Genomic DNA, 17,699 nt, shown 5'->3' on the forward strand with positions numbered 1-17,699 from the left:
GCTGCTCCCGCAGGAGTCTCGCACTTCCGCTCCAATCAACCTTAAATAGTATCGTTTTAAAAACAACAACCTTTACGAAAAGAGCCTTCACAAAAAAGCACTAACCTTTGAGGAGAGAGCTTTTTTGTGTTTGTAATCGACAATGACATCGTGATGTTATCTATACCAGTATCCTGAATAAACAGTACCGCTTACTGTTGAATAAGACGAACTAGTATAAAACGTTACCTTAATTCTAGTTTTCGCATTCTTTTCAGCTACGCCTGTGAACGTTCTACTTGAAGGGCTTCCAAAATCTATGTAACCTGTCCTTGTTCCGATTGTTGTATAACTTCCATTAACAGATCTTTGTAGATCCATTTTCCAATAGGTTTTACTAATAGATTGATAGCCAGATAACGTTATTGTTCCTACAACATCGGATCCGGAATCTTTTCCACATACTTTGAAAGTTCTTTGAAATTCACTTCCAGTTGAAATATCAGAACAACCTGATGCTGCTGATGCACTTGGTGTAAATGTAAATAGTCCAGTAATCCCTATTATTGAGATTAACATGACAATATACATTTTTTTCATGTTTTTTTCAATTTTAACAATCCTTGAATATTTTTCTAAACCCGAACATAGTAACACATGTTAGACATGTAATATATAAAAATTAGGTCATTTTCACTATAAATAAATTATATAAGTGACTTCGATCAAAGTCTTACCTAAACTCACAAACCTATGTTATTAATTTGATTGGTGTACTACAAACTGAGTGCTTTCTATTTGAAGAGTATTATTATTTACATATTCCAAAAGTCATCGTAGTCGACGTGTTCCCCAGTAAGTTTTCTCAATGTTTTAATCAGCTTCCCTGCATTCTTCATTGATGGTTGAAAAGCATCTCCCTGGCAAATCCGACTAATTGTTGCTTTATTAACTTTGCTCTCTTCTACAAGTTCTTGTTGTGAAATTTCATGTTGATCTATATACCTTCCGAATTTACTCTTCGGCTTCCCTAATTTAAACATGTTCGGCACCCTCCTAGATTTTATTTAGTCACCAGAATGTCCAAAATAGGACAGTGGGTTAAACATAAATTGTGATAGTCTGTATTAGGAGGGATATTATGACAAAAAATGTGTATGTTTTAAAAATGGTTTTGGTTTTTGTGTTTCCCGTATTTACCTTTATTTATTTAAACGACAGATTTGGTATGATCCCTGCTGCTCTAGGGGGATTGATTTTACTTATTGCCTTAAGTACCCTTTTATTTTTTAGAAAAGAAAAGAAAGTGAAATGAAAAAACGGTAGTCATTAAAAACTACCGTTTTTTCTTTTGATATATGTCCCCTTCTCCATCTTTTTATTATTGGCGTATGAATTATTCATGCGTTTTTTTGGGTTGTAATTCCCATGATTTATTACCCTTTATATATGAAGCAGGGATTCGCATGAATAATATGGTTGCCTTATATTCAGTAAATAAAAAGGCGGGCTTTAAAGAAGATATATATCTACCTAATATTATTCAAATTGGAGCTGATCAAAAGTGGGATCAAAATATTACGGGAAAAAATGTAGTTGTATCAGTGCTTGACACCGGGGTAGATGAGTTACATCTAAGTGGCAATGTAATCGGGGGCCTTCATTTTACAAATGACTATCAAGGACTAATTTTTCTATTTTCTTTTCAAACCGTAGGAATAGATAAATGGTAATCGCTATAGGAAATCCGAAGTTTCCAAGTTAAGATACCCAAAGGGGTATTTACGCAGAACCACAAGGCTTTAAGTAACCAATGGTTCATCAAGCCATATAAATATCAAAAAAATACTGATTTCTGGATATAATCATGTTTTTTTATAATATATGTTTTAACCTGTCCAATCCGGGTATACAAATACTGTAAGACATTCTCACCAAAGGAGATGATAGTGCATGATGAGTACAATCAGAAGCCAATGGAACAAAGAGAATGACGCAGCGGTGTTTAGTCCCGGTGATCAGCGTTAGAGTCAATTGAAGAGTTGGATGATAATCAAACATGGGAATTACTAGTCTTCTCATCCAAAGGAGGAGGATACGATCATGAGTATTTACAGCCTATGGAATCCAGAGAATGATGAAGCAATTTTCAGTCCGGGTGATCAGAAGCCATTCAGTACGCTCAAACGAGTAGATTCGGATAAACACACACACACTGACAAAACACTTGAATATGAATTACATGGCACCGTACTGAATGAAATTTAGTCGAAGCAGGAATATACCGAAAAAGGATGGAGCGATTGCTCCATCCTTTTTCTTTTATTTATCGAATTTCAGTTTCGCCAAGGCATCTGCCAATGCAGTATTGATCGGCTCTTCTTTATTTTGCTTTTTCATATAATTGGATACTTCATTTTTGGATACTTTTTGATTTTTATTTTGCCCTCTTCGTTTATTGTAAGAAGATAGTTTTTCGTGAAAACCGCATTTACAGGTGAATGTCTGTGCTTCTCCTTGACCGCGCATTTCCATCTTTTTATGACATTGGGGACATCTGGCATTTGTTACACGTGAAACACTTTTTTTATGCCCGCATTCACGATCTTGGCAGACTAGCATTTTTCCCTTTTTGCTATTCACTTCCAGCATCAGCTTGCCGCAATCAGGACATTTCGTTCCTGATACGTTATCATGCTTGAATTTTTGGTCACTATTTTTGATTTCATGGACGATATTTTTGGCGTAGGAGCGCATATCGCCGATGAAAGCCTGTTTTGGCAGCTTTCCTTTTGCTATCGCCGTTAACTTTTGCTCCCATTGAGCTGTCAAAGCTGGAGAACGCAAATCTTCAGGTGCCAATTGAAGAAGTTGTTTTCCTTTCGAGGTGACATGAAGGCCCTTTCCTCTCTTCTCGATCAGGAAGCTATTGAACAGTTTTTCAATGACATCCGCACGTGTTGCAACAGTTCCAATCCCGCCAGTTTCACCAAGGGTCTTGATGAGCTCTTTACTTTCCCCTGCCATGAAACGAGCAGGATTCTCCATTGCCGAAAGAAGAGACCCCTCATTGAATGGTTCTGGCGGTTTCGTTTCACCCTCTGTTTGTTTCACAGTCGAAATGGTTAAACTGTCACCTTTTTGAACGTTCGGAAGCAGTTGTTCAGCAAGGCCATCTTTAGCTTCTTCCTCATCGAATTGGTGATCATAAACTTCCTTCCAGCCTGACTTCAGGACGACCTTCCCTTTTGCCATGAACGTCTCCTGCCCCATTTTTGCGGTGATGGTCGTTTGTTCATATTCAAAAGGCGGCATCAATACAGCAAGGAACCTTTTAACGACCAAATCATAGATTTTCGATTCTTTGTCGCTCAGTTTTCCCGGCAGCGGCGTTTGCTCAGTGGGGATGATTGCATGGTGATCAGAAACCTTGCTATCGTCCACGAACGATTTATTTGTTTTAATCGGGCTGCGCAGGATCCTTGATGCATACTGGGCATATGGTTTAATGCTTACAGCCTGTAATCTTTCTTTTAGCGTATCAACCAAATCCGTTGATAAAAAGCGTGAATCCGTCCTTGGATAAGTCAAGACCTTATGGCTTTCATATAAGCGCTGCATGATCGATAACGTCTCCTTCGCCGAATAGCCGAATTTCTTATTGGCATCCCGTTGAAGTTCTGTTAAATCATATAAGGAAGGGGCAAAACTTTTCTTATGTGCCTTGTTCACTTCAACCACTTCTGCACTTTTCCCCTTCACGGCTGCCAGAACCTTTTCTGCCTTGTTTTTATCAAATGTGCGGATATCTTTTGATTGGGCATCTTGCCAGACGAGGCGCAAATTGGGTTCTGCAATTGCCGAAACGCCATAATATTTCTTAGGCTGGAATTGTTTTATTTCCTCTTCTTTTTTTGCAATCATCGCAAGTGTCGGCGTTTGGACCCTCCCGCAGGATAACTGGGCATTGTGCTTGGTCGTTAGGGCACGCGTCGCGTTCATCCCAACGATCCAGTCCGCTTCCGCCCTTGCTACAGCAGAGGCAAATAGATTTTCATACTCCTTGCCATCTTTCAGATTTTTAAATCCATCTTTGATCGCTTTATCCGTTACAGAGGAAATCCAAAGCCGCTTGACCGGCTTCTTCACATTCGCTTTTTCGAGAATCCAGCGTGCAACAAGTTCCCCTTCACGGCCTGCATCCGTTGCAATTATGACATCCTTGACATCATTGCGATTCAATTGTGTTTTAACCGATTGAAACTGTTTGCCTGATTGCTTGATCACGACCAATTTCAAAGCAGGCGGCAGCATGGGGAGGTCCTCAAGGCGCCACGTTTTATATTTTTCATCATAAGATTCCGGATCTGCATGGGTAACCAAATGACCCAGTGCCCAAGTGACGATATACTGATCGCCTTCAAAAAAGCCATTCCCCTTTTTCCCGCAATTCAGCACTTTTGCTATATCTCTGCCGACCGAAGGTTTCTCGGCCAGTACGACTGTTTTACTCATATTAACATCCTTTCGCTTTTAAACTGGTTCCTCTATTATCTCATATAATTTATGACAGGGCGATAATGCACCATGGCATTGGATCGATTGGTTCACTTTAAGGATTCCCCGTACCCACATATATGTAAATTAATAGATTAGATAGCATTCCCGTGCAGATTTTAGTATGATGAAACGTAGGGATTTTTTCAAATTAATTGGGAGGTTCAATATAAAATGAGCTTACTTTCTATAGATAAATTAGCACACAGCTTTGGCGACCGTACCTTATTCAAGGATGTTTCCTTCCGCCTGATGGCCGGCGAACATGTTGGTCTGGTCGGGGCAAATGGTGTCGGGAAATCAACGATGATGAATATCATTACAGGACAACTTATCCATGATGATGGCCGGGTCGAATGGACACCTGGTGTCGAATATGGCTATCTTGATCAACATACTATACTATCAAAAGGTAAATCGATTCGCGACGTCTTACGGGATGCCTACTTGCCTTTATTCGAGCAGGAAAAAGCACTGAATGAAGTTACAGAGAAAATGGGTACGGCCACTCCGGAGGAACTTGAAGAACTCTTGGAACAAATGGGTGAAATCCAGGACAGGCTGGAAGCCGGCGGTTTTTACAATCTGGATATTAAAATTGAAGAAGCGGCCCGCGGTTTAGGGTTGGATGCAATCGGTTTGGACCGTGATGTCTCTGCCTTAAGCGGCGGACAACGGACAAAGGTTTTACTAGCCAAGCTACTTTTGGAACAGCCTGAAGTACTGCTTCTTGATGAACCGACGAACTACTTGGATGTGGAGCATATCCGCTGGCTGAGCAGCTACTTAAAGGAATATCCACATGCATTTCTATTGATTTCGCATGATACCGAGTTCATGAACGGCGTCGTCGACGTCATCTTCCATCTTGAATTTTCTAAATTGACCCGTTATACGGCAACTTATGAAAAGTTCCTTGAGCTGGCTGAATTGAATAAAAACCAACATATTAACGCCTATGAAAAACAGCGCGAATTCATTAAAAAGCAGGAAGATTTCATTGCAAAGAATAAAGCACGCTATTCAACGACCGGACGGGCAAAGAGCCGTCAAAAGCAATTGAATCGCATGGAACGCATCGATCGTCCGGAAACTGCAATGAAACCTACCTTTGACTTTAAAGAGTCACGTGCGAGCAGCCGTTATGTCTTTGAAGGTGAAGATCTGGAAATCGGATATGACCGCCCATTGCTTCCGAAGCTGTCCATGACCATCGAGCGGGGAGAAAAAATTGCCGTGGTCGGCTGTAACGGAGTTGGTAAATCCACTCTATTAAAAACGATTTTGGGTAAAATCGTTCCTCTAGGCGGTAAAAGATCACTTGGCGATTTCCTTTTTTCTTCGTATTTTGAACAAGAAGTGAAAGCAGGCGATACGACGCCGATCGATGAAGTATGGAATGCATTTCCGCATCTGGACCAACCGCAGGTACGTGCTATTCTTGCCCGTGTCGGTTTGAAAAACGAGCACATTACACGTCCGATGAGCCATTTAAGCGGTGGAGAACAAGCTAAAGTGCGCCTATGTAAACTCATGCTTACCGAAAGCAATTGGCTGTTATTCGATGAACCGACGAACCATTTGGATGTCGTTGCAAAAGAAGAACTGAAACGAGCATTGAAAGAGTATAAAGGAACGATTGTCCTCGTATGCCATGAACCTGATTTTTATGAAGATTGGGTAACCAAAGTATGGGATGTAGAGGAATGGTCGGCACAAAATTAATTTTTTTCGGGGATGTCGCAGAAGCGGCATCCCCTTTATTAAGGAATAAATAAAAAAGCTGACTGAAAAGGCTCCTTCAGTCAGCTTTCATTTCCTCATCATGCAGCTTAAACTCGTTCCGCCACCAAGGTATATGTTTTCGGAAGCCCAATATCATGGATTTTATGATTCGGTTCTTCCTCGAGCACTTTAATAACGAGTCCTGATTGACCTATTGACGTTATAAGTTCCCCGATTGTCCACTTACGCTGTACAACTCTTGAAAGGCTCCCTTTTTCCTCATCCGGCAAATGCTTCGAAAATGCGACCTCATTGTTTTCGATTGCCGGAGCGAAATAGTTGCCTGTCATTTTATGTTTTTTACCATTTGAAGTAATGAGCTTTGTTGAAATCGGATGAAATTCATGCAGTACGAATCGGCCTCCGGGTTTCAGCATCTTTTTAATTTTTTCAAATAACGGCTGCAGATCTATTAAGTAATGAAGGACACCGAGCTCCATTAAAACCAAATCCTGATTCCCTGATTCATGCTCGGATGATAGCGAAAGGACATCCGAAACGATATACTCGATGGAGACATTGGCGCCACTTGCCAGCTCATTTGCAAACATTGCGTTTTCCTGGGAAAAATCAACGACTTTCACTTCTGCTCCCAATATGGCCAGTGCAACTGCCTTAACACCGTTCGATCCCATCAAATGAGTGATTTTTTTGCCGGATATTTCCCCCATATATTTATAAAAAGGGTGCAGTCTCCATTTTGGGTTTTGTTTGATTTTTGATGCCAATTCAACGGGATCTCCATAACGATTGACAAGCGCTAAATAATTATTCTGGTTCCAGGCCTGTTCATTTTCCGCTGTGAACCCCTTCTGCTCGGCTGATAAGTAAGCATGAATCTCGGCACTGAACTTTCTCATTTCTTCTTCGTATAAATAACTGTATAACGACCTGCACCAAACCTCCATATCCCCCATCTTTATGGATAAACGATAAGGGTCCGTTTTAATGGTCGTGTTAAACCGGCAGCGAACAGTGACAGATATCTCCTCGACATCCATTAGAAAGAATGCAGTCTCAGGACTTCTTTCAGGCTTTGTTGGCGCGTATTCGGAAAAAAGATCTAAAGCCTCATTAAAGACATCCCATTGTACATCCATGTCGATTTTCTTATATTCATCGATATCCACTCCTTGTACGAAAAGAGCAGATCGACCTGTATATTGGTAGGGAATATTAGCGTGATCCAATATGTTCGCCATTAATGTGATTATTTGATAATAACTTGCCTTCATATGTACCTCCTAAACATCAAAAGAGCATGACAATTATTCTTCCATAACAAATTCCAAACCGGTACTCGTAATGGCAATCAGCTCTTCATCGTGGCGATCTATGCCATAAACGAGTAATGTAACAAGCATATATATCGCTCTGAACCGGGCTAGGCTCTCTGTTTCCTTTTCGATTTCACCATAGATTTCGAAAAAAGCCCTGCGCACCTCTTTTGGGAAATAACTGTATAAAAAAGAGAAATCAATGGCTGGATTCCCGATATGGACATCTCCCCAATCAATGACACCTGCGAGAACGCCTTCGTCATCAAGTAAAACATTCCGGATATGAATATCTCCGTGAACGAGTGAAATCGGGTGCGGAACATCCAATTCACCTAAGGTTTCAACAAAATCCTTCACTGCATGCGCCTGTTCAAAGTATCCTAGCTTTATTAGATTCGAGATATTTTCCATAAGTGATTTCTTTCGATAGGGAACATCAAGCCTCATCATCCCATCAGGCTGCACACCCAAACACATAGCCCTTTCGACAGGGAAACTGTGAAGAACCTTTAAAAAGCGGGCAAATCTTTTTGCCGATTCAAACTTATTTGCTTTTGTTCCTTCTACAGGCAAGTGTCCCTTCACCATTTTATAACCGGTAAAAGGATAAGGATACAAACTGCTTGGTTTCCCAAAAAAAATGGGTTCAGGGATAGCAAGCGGAAAAGTGCCTGCAATGGAAGGCAAAAGCTGATTTTCCACTTGAATCAACGTAACTGCAATAGGGCGGCGGGGAAAACGGAATACAAATTGCCCATTGATTTGTATGACCGTATTATCGAAACCCTCCCCAAGTTGCTTGATCTCTTTCAACTCAATTTCCGGAAACTGCAGCATGATCAATTTCCCTGCCAGCTCCAGAGAAACTGGATATTCTGCCAACCAAGGCTTGTTCACTCCCGTCTCCCCCTTTTACCGGTTTCTCCCTCTATTGGGGCTGCTGCCAGATCCACCTCTGCGATTACTCGCCCCTTGTGTACTAGTTGATCTACGGCTGTCTCTTTGACCTCCTCGTGGATTGTCACGCTTTGGTCCACGGCTGTCTTCCGAGCGGCCACTTCGCGGATTCTCTCGCCTTGGCCCGCGGCTGGTTTCCGAACGGACTCCCCGTGAATCATCACGTTTGGGTCCGCGGCTGGTTTCCATCCGGCCTCCACGTGGTTTCTCCCTCTCGACTTCACGATTGTCCGCTTGGTTTACAGAACGGTGACTGCCTCGATTCGGTCCTCTCGTATCGATCCGTTCCCGATGTTTCCTTCCCCCTCCCGAACGCGGTCGGCGGGTACCCTCATCAGAAGTGTCATCATGACGCTTCCTTTTTTGCCTCACCTCATCGGGTTGGAACATTTTCACTCCCTCAATCGTCCTTCTTTCGATTTTCATGGAGATCCCTTTTTCAATATTGCTTAAAAGCTGAAGATCCTTCGTTGCTATGAAGGTGACAGCCAAGCCATTCTCACCCGCGCGGCCCGTCCGGCCGATTCGGTGGATGTAACTTTCTGCATCCTCGGGAACATCGTAATTAAACACATGGGTCACGCCTTCTACATCAAGCCCTCGTGCAGCAACATCCGTCGCCACTAAATATTGAAGTTTTGCGTCTCTGAAGTTTTTCATGACACGTTCCCGCTTTGCCTGTGAAAGGTCACCATGAAGCTCTTCAGAATTGAATCCAGCTGCCTTCAGGGCATCATTCAATACCGAAACGCGACGTTTTGTACGGCAAAATATGATTGCAAGGTATGGCTGTTCTTCTTTGATCATGTTGATTAATGAAGATTGTTTGGCACGATCGGTCGTCTCGATGACAAGCTGCCTGATTTTCTCGACCGTTACTTGCTCAGCCTTCACAGCTGCTGTTAATGGTTTAGTCATGTAGCGTTTAGCCAATTGATGCACCTGTTCAGGCATCGTCGCTGAAAAGAGCAGCGTTTGGCGCTCCTCTGGAAGCTGTCCCATGATCTCTTCCACTTCTGGTAAAAACCCAATATGAAGCATTTGATCAGCTTCATCAAGCACAAGTGTTCCAGTTTGTGAGAGATCGATGGTGCCTCTTCGTAAATGATCTAATAACCTGCCTGGCGTGGCTACCACCACGGAGATGTTTCTTGTCAGCTTTTTCATTTGCTGCTCGACATCCTGTCCGCCATAAACTGCAAGCACTTGAAGCCCTTCGATTTCATTAGCGAATTTTTTCAATTCAGCAGTGATTTGCAAAGCCAATTCCCTGGTTGGCGTTACGATCAATGATTGTATGTGGGATGCGGCGGGATCGACTTTTTCCAGGATTGGCAGCAAAAAGGCCAAAGTCTTCCCCGTTCCCGTCTGCGCCTTCGCGATGACATCCCTTCCAGCAAGGATATCTGGTATCGATTTCTCCTGAATCGGGGTAGGGGCGGATATTCCTATTTGCTTTAATATCTTATTAATCGCCGGGCTGACGCCAAGGTCGATGAATTCTGTCATGTATGGGCCTACTTTCTGAATTTCTTCATTTAATTGACTGATAAATCCACTTTAATGGTAACAGGTTCGTTCACTTCATGTCATTATCCTTAGTCTAAGCTATTTGTTAGTATATCATTATCTATTTTCGAGAAAACCTGTACCTTAAAATTTTTCGTGCTATTGTACTTTAGTTATTTTTCTAATATAATTTATAAGATTTATTATCATCGAGCTACTTACTTGAAAAAGGGTAAGCATCTCCTCCTTGTAGATTTTTGCAAGGATTTTTTGCATAGAAAAAAGGAGTGACCGCATGTTTAAATTAAAAGAACGGAATTCAAATATTAAGACAGAAGTACTTGCGGGGCTTACAACCTTTTTAACACTGGCTTATATCATCGTTGTAAACCCCATGATCCTTTCTGATGCCGGTGTTCCATTCGACCAGGCATTCACAGCAACCATAATCGCAATAATAGTCGGTACCCTATGCATGGCCCTTTTAGCCAATTACCCAATTGTCATAGCACCGGCAATGGGCTTGAATGCTTATTTTGCATACTCGGTATTGGGAACCCATGATATCTCATACACAGTTGCTTTCTCTGCAGTCTTTGTTACCGGTATCATCTTTATCCTTTTATCCCTAACCTCTTTCCGCTCAAAATTGATCGAGGCCATCCCTAATAACCTGAAGCATGCTATCAGTGCCGGAATCGGGCTTTTCATCACCTTCATCGGACTGCGTTTGTCAGGTGTCGTCACACAGCATGAATCCAACCTGGTTACCCTTGGAAGCTTCAGGGATCCCAGCGTGGCGCTTACATTGGTTGGTTTGGTCATAACGATCGTACTGATCGTTCGCAATGTGCAGGGAGCGATATTCATCGGAATGATCGTGACTGCCATAATCGCTTTCTTTACAGGACAATTGGAAATTAGCGGTCTGGTTTCCACTCCTTCCTTACCTGAAGGGATTATAGTCGCCAATCCCATCACATCTATCGCCGATGTCATTAACTACGGGCTTTATGGCGTCGTCTTCTCCATTTTGCTTGTCATGCTATTCGATACGACCGGTGCTTTATTAGGCATTGTCCGTCAAGCTGGATTGCTGAAGGAGAATAAGCTTGAAAAATCCGGCAGTGCCTTCTTTGCAGATTCCGTCGGCACTACTGTCGGCGCCATGTTCGGTACAAGCCCGACCGCTGCCTCGGTTGAATCATCAGCTGGTGTAGGAGCGGGGGGCAAGACAGGTTTAACCGCTTTGGTGGTGGCCATCCTATTCCTAATCACCGCCTTCTTCAGCCCGCTGATAGGAGCTGTCTCAAATGTAGCGGCAATCACGGCACCTAGCTTGATCATCGTCGGAAGCATGATGATTAAGAGCATTAATGAAATTGACTGGACACACTTTGATGAATCATTTCCAGCCTTTTTGGTCATTGTCGCCATGCCTTTGACATCAAGCATCGCCAACGGGATAGCACTCGGATTCATCGCCTACCCCATTTTAAAAATGGCAAGAGGCAAATTCCGTGAAGTGCATCCGTTCGTGTACATGTTTGCCGTTTTATTCCTTTACCAACTGATTTTCCTGGCTTGATCATCTTAAGAGGAATCCCTTGTGGTTCCTCTTTTTTTAGCCCCCACAAAGAAAAAGGAGGATATCCAACTTGTCGCCGGATATCCTCCTATATGTTCATTGGTTCATTTGATCAAGAAAATCACCCAGGAGATCGTCAAGATTTTCCTCTTCAGGTTCTGGTTCCTCCACTTGTTGTGTGGTTTTTTCCAAACTCCAATCAAAGTCATCCAAATCTTTCTTAGATATTTCTGCCTGCACCACTTCATTATCCTGTTCTTCGGGCTCATCCTGCAAATAAATCTCCTCATTAATTACATTGCTGTCTAATGAGGCTAGCAAGGCTGTTGCGCGTAAAGGATCGGATAAAAGATGGTACATAATCGTTCCAAGCATAGCTTCTGAGTGGGAATGCTTGAGCCAGTCACGCTGAGATTTGCTAAGCTTGTTCGGCATGGGCAGGGCAATCATTTCCCGTTCCTGATGGGTCGATTGTCCGATTCCATCGAGAACATACTCGGCAATTTTACTGGAAAAATTCCTTCTTTCCGTTTCTTTCAATTTCTGCAGCTGCCTTAACGTATAATCTGATACATCTGAAGGGATACGAAAAGTGATGGCTTGTCCTCTTTTGATTTCAGAAGAAGCTGTTTTTTTCATTCTCTCACCTATTTAACAGCACCTGATCTTTGTTCTTTCTTCTTTTGGTGGGATTGCTGCTGTTCCTTTGAATTCCGGCGATTAAAATCCGAAATCAATTTATAATAGGCGTTGGCCATCATCCAAACGCTTTCCCGTTCATCTTCAAAAAAGTCGATATTGTAGCCATCAAAATTCTGATTGAGCGTTTTCAGGTAATCTTTCAAGACAATCGAACCTCCGCCAACAAAATAGCAGATTTCCGTTTGCGAGTTTTTCTGCCATACGTTGCGCAGATGGCGATATTGCTTTTTCGCAAGTTCTCCTAAAATCCGGTCAACGATATCATGGACGCTTGTCCGGCTTCCGCGAACCATAATATGGTTACGATCGTTTTTCTTCGTGATGATTTCAACGACATCTCGTCTGCTATCCAGCTCGACACCGTGTTTTTTTCTGATTTCTTCACGAATAGATTCTAGGGCCTCAGCTACTCCTAGATTGAATCCTTGCGCCTTATCATCGTCAACTTTACGGTTTTTAATGACCGCGATATCTGTCGATAGTCCGCCAATATCTTGAATGAGAATTCTTCTATCTATTAATTCACGGTTAATGATATTCAAATCATTGTCCATGACTAAATTAATGTATGCGGCGAAGCCCTCTGGATAGACTTTCACTTCATCAAATTTGATATTAACCTTAATACCTTGGTATTTAGGTGTAATTAAAAATTCTACTTGGTGAACGGATCCCAGTAGCTTCGAACGGTACCCAACATCTTTCCCTTCCTTAACTTCCCGAAGAGGTAGACCTGTTCCAAGCGTATAATTCGCTTCGACAACGTTATTTACTTTTTTGAACTTATCATTATTCCCTTGCTTGGCAGCATCCAATGCAATAGCCGCAAAAAGCATGACTAATGTTTGGTCTTCCTCTGATTTACTGCTCCCCAAATCTAGTTCTGTTGGGTTATCACTTTTTGTCGCTAAATTTCCGACACGATAAATGGCATTATTGTCTTGCAAGGCTGGTGAATGGACTCTAATATGTAACCCTTCCAATGGGTTTTTTTCATCGAGTTCTTCGATTCCTATGACCGGACGATCTTCAATGTCTTTTGCAATGACATTTGGTATATATAGTTCAGACTCTAGCTTTCCAAAAATAGCTTTAATTGCATCATTTCCTACGTCTATTGCTGCGATTCTAGAACTCATCTAAAAACATCCCCTTTTTCATAAAAAATTTAGGTGGAGCACTCTATTAAGCATAGAAAAGGTTTCTATATTAGTCAATGCTTCATAAGTTGTAGCTTTATTTGTCGAATTGTATTCATTTGTGTACACATTAGGAACAAATATGTACACACGTTATATATAGCCATGTGTACTCATTTGTAAACGTGTTTACTTTTTTGTGTACAAACCAACTATTTTTGTTTACATGCATACAATATTGCAAACAAACAAAAAAACTAACTTTTAATAATCTTCTTCTATAAAAGAAAGCGTAAAAAAGGAGAATTTGGTCATTGTAATAAATTAGACAAGCCACTAATGAAACGTATGAAGATATTAAAATCACCGAAAAAATACAGAACTTCCTTAATATCCGTAGCCATATTGGCGCAGCACTTTATCCTTCCTTCGTTTTCTAAGCTAGACAGATATAACAACTGATGTCTTAATTGTTGGTGGCGGAATTACGGGTGTCACTTCAGCTTATCTATTAGCCAAGCAAGGTGTGAAAGACGCATTCATTGAGGCAGATTAGACCCTTAATGGAACAACAGGCACACAACCGCAAAAATCACGGTCCAGCACGGCTTGATTTACGACCAATTTATTACTGATCACAGTGAGGAATAGGCCAGACTATACTATATGAGGCCAACACTGAAGGAACGGAGCTATCAAAGGATTGATAGAAGAACATTCTATTGAATGTACAAGATGCGTATACGCAAATACTAATGTTTGTTCCTCCTCTGATTTACTGCTCCCCAAATCTAGTTCTGTTGGGTTAACTTTTTGTAGCTAAATTTCCGACACGATTAATGGCATTATTGTCTTGCAAGGCTGGTGAATGGACTCTAACATGTATCCCTTCCAAGTTTTTTTTACATCGAGTTCTTCGATTCCTATGACTGGCCGATCTTCATGTCTTTTGCAATGACATTTGGTATATATTGTTGTAAGCTCTAGCCTTCCAAAAATAGTTTTAACATCATTTCCTACATCTACTGCTGCGATTCTAGAACTCATCTAAAAACATCCCCCCTTTTTCATAGATAAAAATTAGGTGGAGCACTCTCGATAGAAGAGATTTCTATATTAGTCGATGCTTCATTAGCTGTAGCTTTATTTTCATTTGTCGAATTGTATTCATTTTTGTATACATTAGGAACAAATATGTATACACCTTATATATAGCCATGTGTACGTGTTTGTAAACATGTATACATATTTGTTTACAAACTAACTATTTTTGTTTACATGTATACAAAATTGCAAACAAACCAAATAATGTATTTTTTTTAGTCTTTCTTCTTACAAAAATAAGCGTATAAATAGCGGATTTGGGTATGGTAATAAATGGACGATTCACTAATGAACTGTATGGAGGTATTCAAATGACTGAAAAAAATACAGACCTTCCCCGATTTCCTGAACCTTATTGGCGCAGTGTGTTGAAATTCCCTTCTTTTTCTAAACTAGATACAGACATAACCACTGATGTCTTAATAGTAGGCGGCGGAATTACCGGAATCACATCTGCTTATCTACTTGCTAAACAAGGTGTTAAAGTCACACTGATTGAAACAGGCCAAATCCTTACCGGAACGACGGGACACACTACAGCAAAAATCACGGCCCAGCATGGCCTGATTTACGACCAGTTGATCACTGACCATGGCGAAGAGAATGCCAAGCTTTATTATGAAGCCAATACAGATGGAATGAAGCTGATTAAAGACTTGGTAGAAGAACATTCCATTGAATGTAATTTGACTGCACAGGATGCCTATGTGTACGCAAATACGGACGAATATATAAGCAAAATCCAAAAAGAACTGAGAGCCTATCAAAAACTTGGCATTCGGGGGGATTATGCGGAGAATATCCCTTTCTCCATTCCATGTAAAGCTGCTGTGATAATGAAAGATCAAGCACAGTTTCACCCATTAAAATATTTAACGTCCCTCATTTCGACAATTATCGATGCAGGAGGCACAATCTATGAACGGACAACGGCAATGAAGATTGAAGACGGCGATCCACCAACCGTTCTGACGGATACGGGACATTCCATCAAAAGCAATCAGGTTATCGTGGCCTCCCACTTCCCTTTCAATGATGAAAAGGGCTTATACTTTGCCCGTGTTCATGTAAGTAGGTCCTATGTGCTTGGCATCAGGACTGAACAGGAGTATCCAGGCGGGATGTATTACAGTGCAGACAGCCCTAGCCGCTCCCTTCGCTATACGGAATTGGACAATGGGGAAAAACTTATACTTGTTGGCGGAGATGGCCATAAAACAGGCCAGGGAATCTCGACGATCGAGCATTATGAAGCACTGAAGGACTTCAGTGCCCAGTATTTTGATGTAAAAGACATTCCCTACCGCTGGTCGGCACAGGATATCGTGACACCGGATAATATCCCCTTCGTCGGTCCAGTGACATCCAACCAACAAAACGTCCTGATAGCTACCGGCTATGCGAAATGGGGAATGACGAATGGATCGATTGCCGCCAGGATCTTAACTGACCGGATTTTGCAAAAAGATAACCGGTATGCGGAATTGTATGATCCTGCCCGTTTAAAAGGCGTGAAGAATATTCTCCAAGATAATGCTGATGTGGCGAAGCATCTCATCAAAGGCAAATTGGCTATCAATCATAAAACGCCGGAAGACATAGGAATTGATGAAGGAGCAATCGTGAAGGTGGATGGAGACAAAGCTGGGTGTTACCGTGACCATGATGGCCAGCTTCATATTGTTGATTCCACATGTACACACATGGGGTGTGAAGTTGCCTGGAATAGCGGCGACCGTACTTGGGATTGCCCATGCCATGGCTCCCGCTACTCCATCGCTGGTGAAGTGTTGAATGGCCCTGCTGTCGAACCATTGAAGAAAATTCGCTGACTGCCAATTTGTGATTTTATCTAATAGTCGACTGGGCCCGCCGTTTTCCTTATACTGAAGTTACTGCATGGTTGAATGGCTGCAAATAACTCTGAAAAGGAATGAATCGAACATGAACGGTAAAAACCGGAAAGATATTACCCCAGGTGCCTCTGTGGACATTGTACTTAAAGCAGATCAACGCACCGGAAAACTGACAAGCGGCACTGTAAAGGATATTTTAACCAACTCCAGCACCCACCCTCATGGAATTAAAGTAAGATTGACTGATGGCCAGGTGGGCAGGGTTCAAGTCATTCATAAGTGATGTGCACTCGGTCCAGGCCGAGTGTTTTTTTGTGATTGTTCGATGAATTAATGACAAAGGTGGATATTTCAATCATGTTTCCCATTCATAATTCGTACAATAGGGGTGAGATTATCTCTATAAAAAGGCTGGTGTCAAAATGAATCAAGAATACAATGCCCCCGTTAGGGATTATTACCGCAACGATGAACATATATTGAAAGTTTCCGGCTCAGAGACGCTATCTGCTGCTCCGGATCAAGCCACGATCACCCTTGGAGTCATAACAGAGGATGAGGACCCGCAAAAGGCCCAGCAAGCCAATTCCCAAGCAATCGCAAATGTCATCGCATCACTTAAATCCGCAGGCATTCCCGAAGAGCAATTGAAAACGAGTGATTACAGGATCGATCCACAATATGATTATATTGACGGAAAGGAATTGTTCAAGAACTACAAAGTCCAGCACATCATACAAGCCCAGACGACCGACATCGAGAAAATAGGCAGCATAATCGATACGGCCGTCAGAAGCGGCGCCAATTCAATCACCAGCATCCGCTTCTCTTTATCCAATCCAGATGCATACTATAACCAGGCACTTTCTCTAGCTTTAAAAAATGCATACGAAAAAGCACTCTCCATGGCCCGAACGCTAGGAATCTCATTGAACCCAGTCCCTAATAGGGTTGAAGAACTATCTGAAACGGCAACTCCAATGCTTTTTCAAACAAGTACCCTTTCAAAAATGGCGACTACCCCGATTCAGCCTGGTGAATTGAACATAACTGCCTCGGTAAGGGTGGAATACACGTACTAGCACTCACTAAATTCCATCCTAAAAATCCCCCTTGGCAACCTAAAGGGGGATTCAGACTGTGGACAAATTAGAGAAGAACTAATTTACTTTCAATTCGTTTAAAAAGGTTCATGATTTCAGAAATCCGCTCCCTTTCCGCCGACTGTCTGCCAAGCCTCCTC

General features: G+C 41.9%; 15 protein-coding genes and 3 pseudogenes. 8 read left to right on the forward strand and 10 right to left on the reverse strand.

Annotation, left to right across the window (positions count from 1 at the left end; translation table 11 throughout):
* Positions 1-156 precede the first annotated feature (156 nt).
* Together ADA55_RS29180 and ADA55_RS05885 are read right to left on the reverse strand one after the other, a co-directional pair.
* Positions 157-579, reverse strand: coding sequence for a hypothetical protein (locus tag ADA55_RS29180; RefSeq protein WP_142398476.1), 423 nt, complete (start codon positions 577-579; stop codon positions 157-159).
* A 215-nt stretch (positions 580-794) separates the two neighbouring features.
* Positions 795-1,022 (reverse strand): helix-turn-helix domain-containing protein, encoded by a 228-nt coding sequence (locus ADA55_RS05885; RefSeq protein ID WP_048680485.1) that lies wholly within the window; start codon positions 1,020-1,022, stop codon positions 795-797.
* Positions 1,023-1,120: 98 nt separating this feature from the next.
* Here ADA55_RS05885 and ADA55_RS29185 point away from each other — a divergent pair, with 98 nt between their 5' ends.
* Positions 1,121-1,294, forward strand: coding sequence for a hypothetical protein (locus ADA55_RS29185; protein ID WP_153246098.1), 174 nt, complete (start codon positions 1,121-1,123; stop codon positions 1,292-1,294).
* A gap of 350 nt (positions 1,295-1,644) precedes the next feature.
* Here ADA55_RS29185 and ADA55_RS28280 read toward each other — a convergent pair.
* A pseudogene (locus tag ADA55_RS28280) lies at positions 1,645-1,761 on the reverse strand (YvrJ family protein).
* Positions 1,762-2,082: 321 nt separating this feature from the next.
* Here ADA55_RS28280 and ADA55_RS29190 point away from each other — a divergent pair.
* Positions 2,083-2,247, forward strand: a complete 165-nt coding sequence (locus ADA55_RS29190) for a hypothetical protein (protein WP_153246099.1) — start codon at positions 2,083-2,085, stop codon at positions 2,245-2,247.
* Positions 2,248-2,301: 54 nt separating this feature from the next.
* Here ADA55_RS29190 and ADA55_RS05895 read toward each other — a convergent pair whose 3' ends face one another.
* Complete coding sequence (locus ADA55_RS05895; protein ID WP_048680492.1) at positions 2,302-4,494, reverse strand: DNA topoisomerase III; 2,193 nt, start codon at positions 4,492-4,494, stop codon at positions 2,302-2,304.
* Between the two features lie 216 nt (positions 4,495-4,710).
* Here ADA55_RS05895 and ADA55_RS05900 point away from each other — a divergent pair, with 216 nt between their 5' ends.
* Positions 4,711-6,261 (forward strand): ABC-F family ATP-binding cassette domain-containing protein, encoded by a 1,551-nt coding sequence (locus tag ADA55_RS05900; protein WP_048680494.1) that lies wholly within the window; start codon positions 4,711-4,713, stop codon positions 6,259-6,261.
* Positions 6,262-6,368: 107 nt separating this feature from the next.
* Here ADA55_RS05900 and ADA55_RS05905 read toward each other — a convergent pair whose 3' ends face one another.
* Genes ADA55_RS05905 through ADA55_RS05915 form a run of 3 tightly spaced genes read right to left on the reverse strand, consistent with a single transcriptional unit; the run spans position 6,369 to position 10,067 of the window.
* On the reverse strand, positions 6,369-7,556 hold the full coding sequence (locus tag ADA55_RS05905; RefSeq protein WP_226990424.1) for a class I SAM-dependent methyltransferase: 1,188 nt from the start codon (positions 7,554-7,556) through the stop codon (positions 6,369-6,371).
* A gap of 33 nt (positions 7,557-7,589) precedes the next feature.
* Positions 7,590-8,498, reverse strand: coding sequence for a phosphotransferase (locus ADA55_RS05910; protein ID WP_048680497.1), 909 nt, complete (start codon positions 8,496-8,498; stop codon positions 7,590-7,592).
* Positions 8,499-8,513: 15 nt separating this feature from the next.
* Positions 8,514-10,067 (reverse strand): DEAD/DEAH box helicase, encoded by a 1,554-nt coding sequence (locus ADA55_RS05915; RefSeq protein ID WP_048680500.1) that lies wholly within the window; start codon positions 10,065-10,067, stop codon positions 8,514-8,516.
* A gap of 295 nt (positions 10,068-10,362) precedes the next feature.
* On the opposite strand from ADA55_RS05915, the gene ADA55_RS05920 reads away from it, so the two are divergent.
* Positions 10,363-11,655 (forward strand): NCS2 family permease, encoded by a 1,293-nt coding sequence (locus ADA55_RS05920; RefSeq protein WP_048680503.1) that lies wholly within the window; start codon positions 10,363-10,365, stop codon positions 11,653-11,655.
* Between the two features lie 96 nt (positions 11,656-11,751).
* Here ADA55_RS05920 and ADA55_RS05925 read toward each other — a convergent pair whose 3' ends face one another.
* Entirely contained in the window at positions 11,752-12,294 is a 543-nt protein-coding gene (locus ADA55_RS05925) for a hypothetical protein (RefSeq protein ID WP_048680506.1), read from the reverse strand.
* An 8-nt stretch (positions 12,295-12,302) separates the two neighbouring features.
* Entirely contained in the window at positions 12,303-13,496 is a 1,194-nt protein-coding gene (locus ADA55_RS05930; protein WP_048680510.1) for a ParM/StbA family protein, read from the reverse strand.
* A gap of 448 nt (positions 13,497-13,944) precedes the next feature.
* Here ADA55_RS05930 and ADA55_RS29195 point away from each other — a divergent pair.
* Positions 13,945-14,126 (forward strand): annotated as a pseudogene (locus ADA55_RS29195) (FAD-dependent oxidoreductase); the annotation flags it as partial.
* Positions 14,127-14,228: 102 nt separating this feature from the next.
* Here ADA55_RS29195 and ADA55_RS05935 read toward each other — a convergent pair.
* A pseudogene (locus ADA55_RS05935) lies at positions 14,229-14,543 on the reverse strand (hypothetical protein); the annotation flags it as partial.
* Between the two features lie 368 nt (positions 14,544-14,911).
* Here ADA55_RS05935 and ADA55_RS05940 point away from each other — a divergent pair.
* From ADA55_RS05940 to ADA55_RS05950, 3 genes are all read left to right on the forward strand, one after another.
* Positions 14,912-16,432 (forward strand): FAD-dependent oxidoreductase, encoded by a 1,521-nt coding sequence (locus tag ADA55_RS05940; RefSeq protein ID WP_048680518.1) that lies wholly within the window; start codon positions 14,912-14,914, stop codon positions 16,430-16,432.
* 112 nt (positions 16,433-16,544) lie between these two features.
* A complete protein-coding gene (locus ADA55_RS05945) occupies positions 16,545-16,739 on the forward strand; it encodes a YwbE family protein (protein WP_034316239.1) in 195 nt (64 codons plus the stop codon).
* A gap of 139 nt (positions 16,740-16,878) precedes the next feature.
* Positions 16,879-17,538, forward strand: coding sequence for an SIMPL domain-containing protein (locus ADA55_RS05950; protein ID WP_048680521.1), 660 nt, complete (start codon positions 16,879-16,881; stop codon positions 17,536-17,538).
* Positions 17,539-17,699 lie beyond the last annotated feature (161 nt).

It is taken from the genome of Bacillus sp. 220_BSPC (assembly GCF_001054655.1).
Classification (GTDB): domain Bacteria; phylum Bacillota; class Bacilli; order Bacillales; family DSM-1321; genus Peribacillus; species Peribacillus frigoritolerans.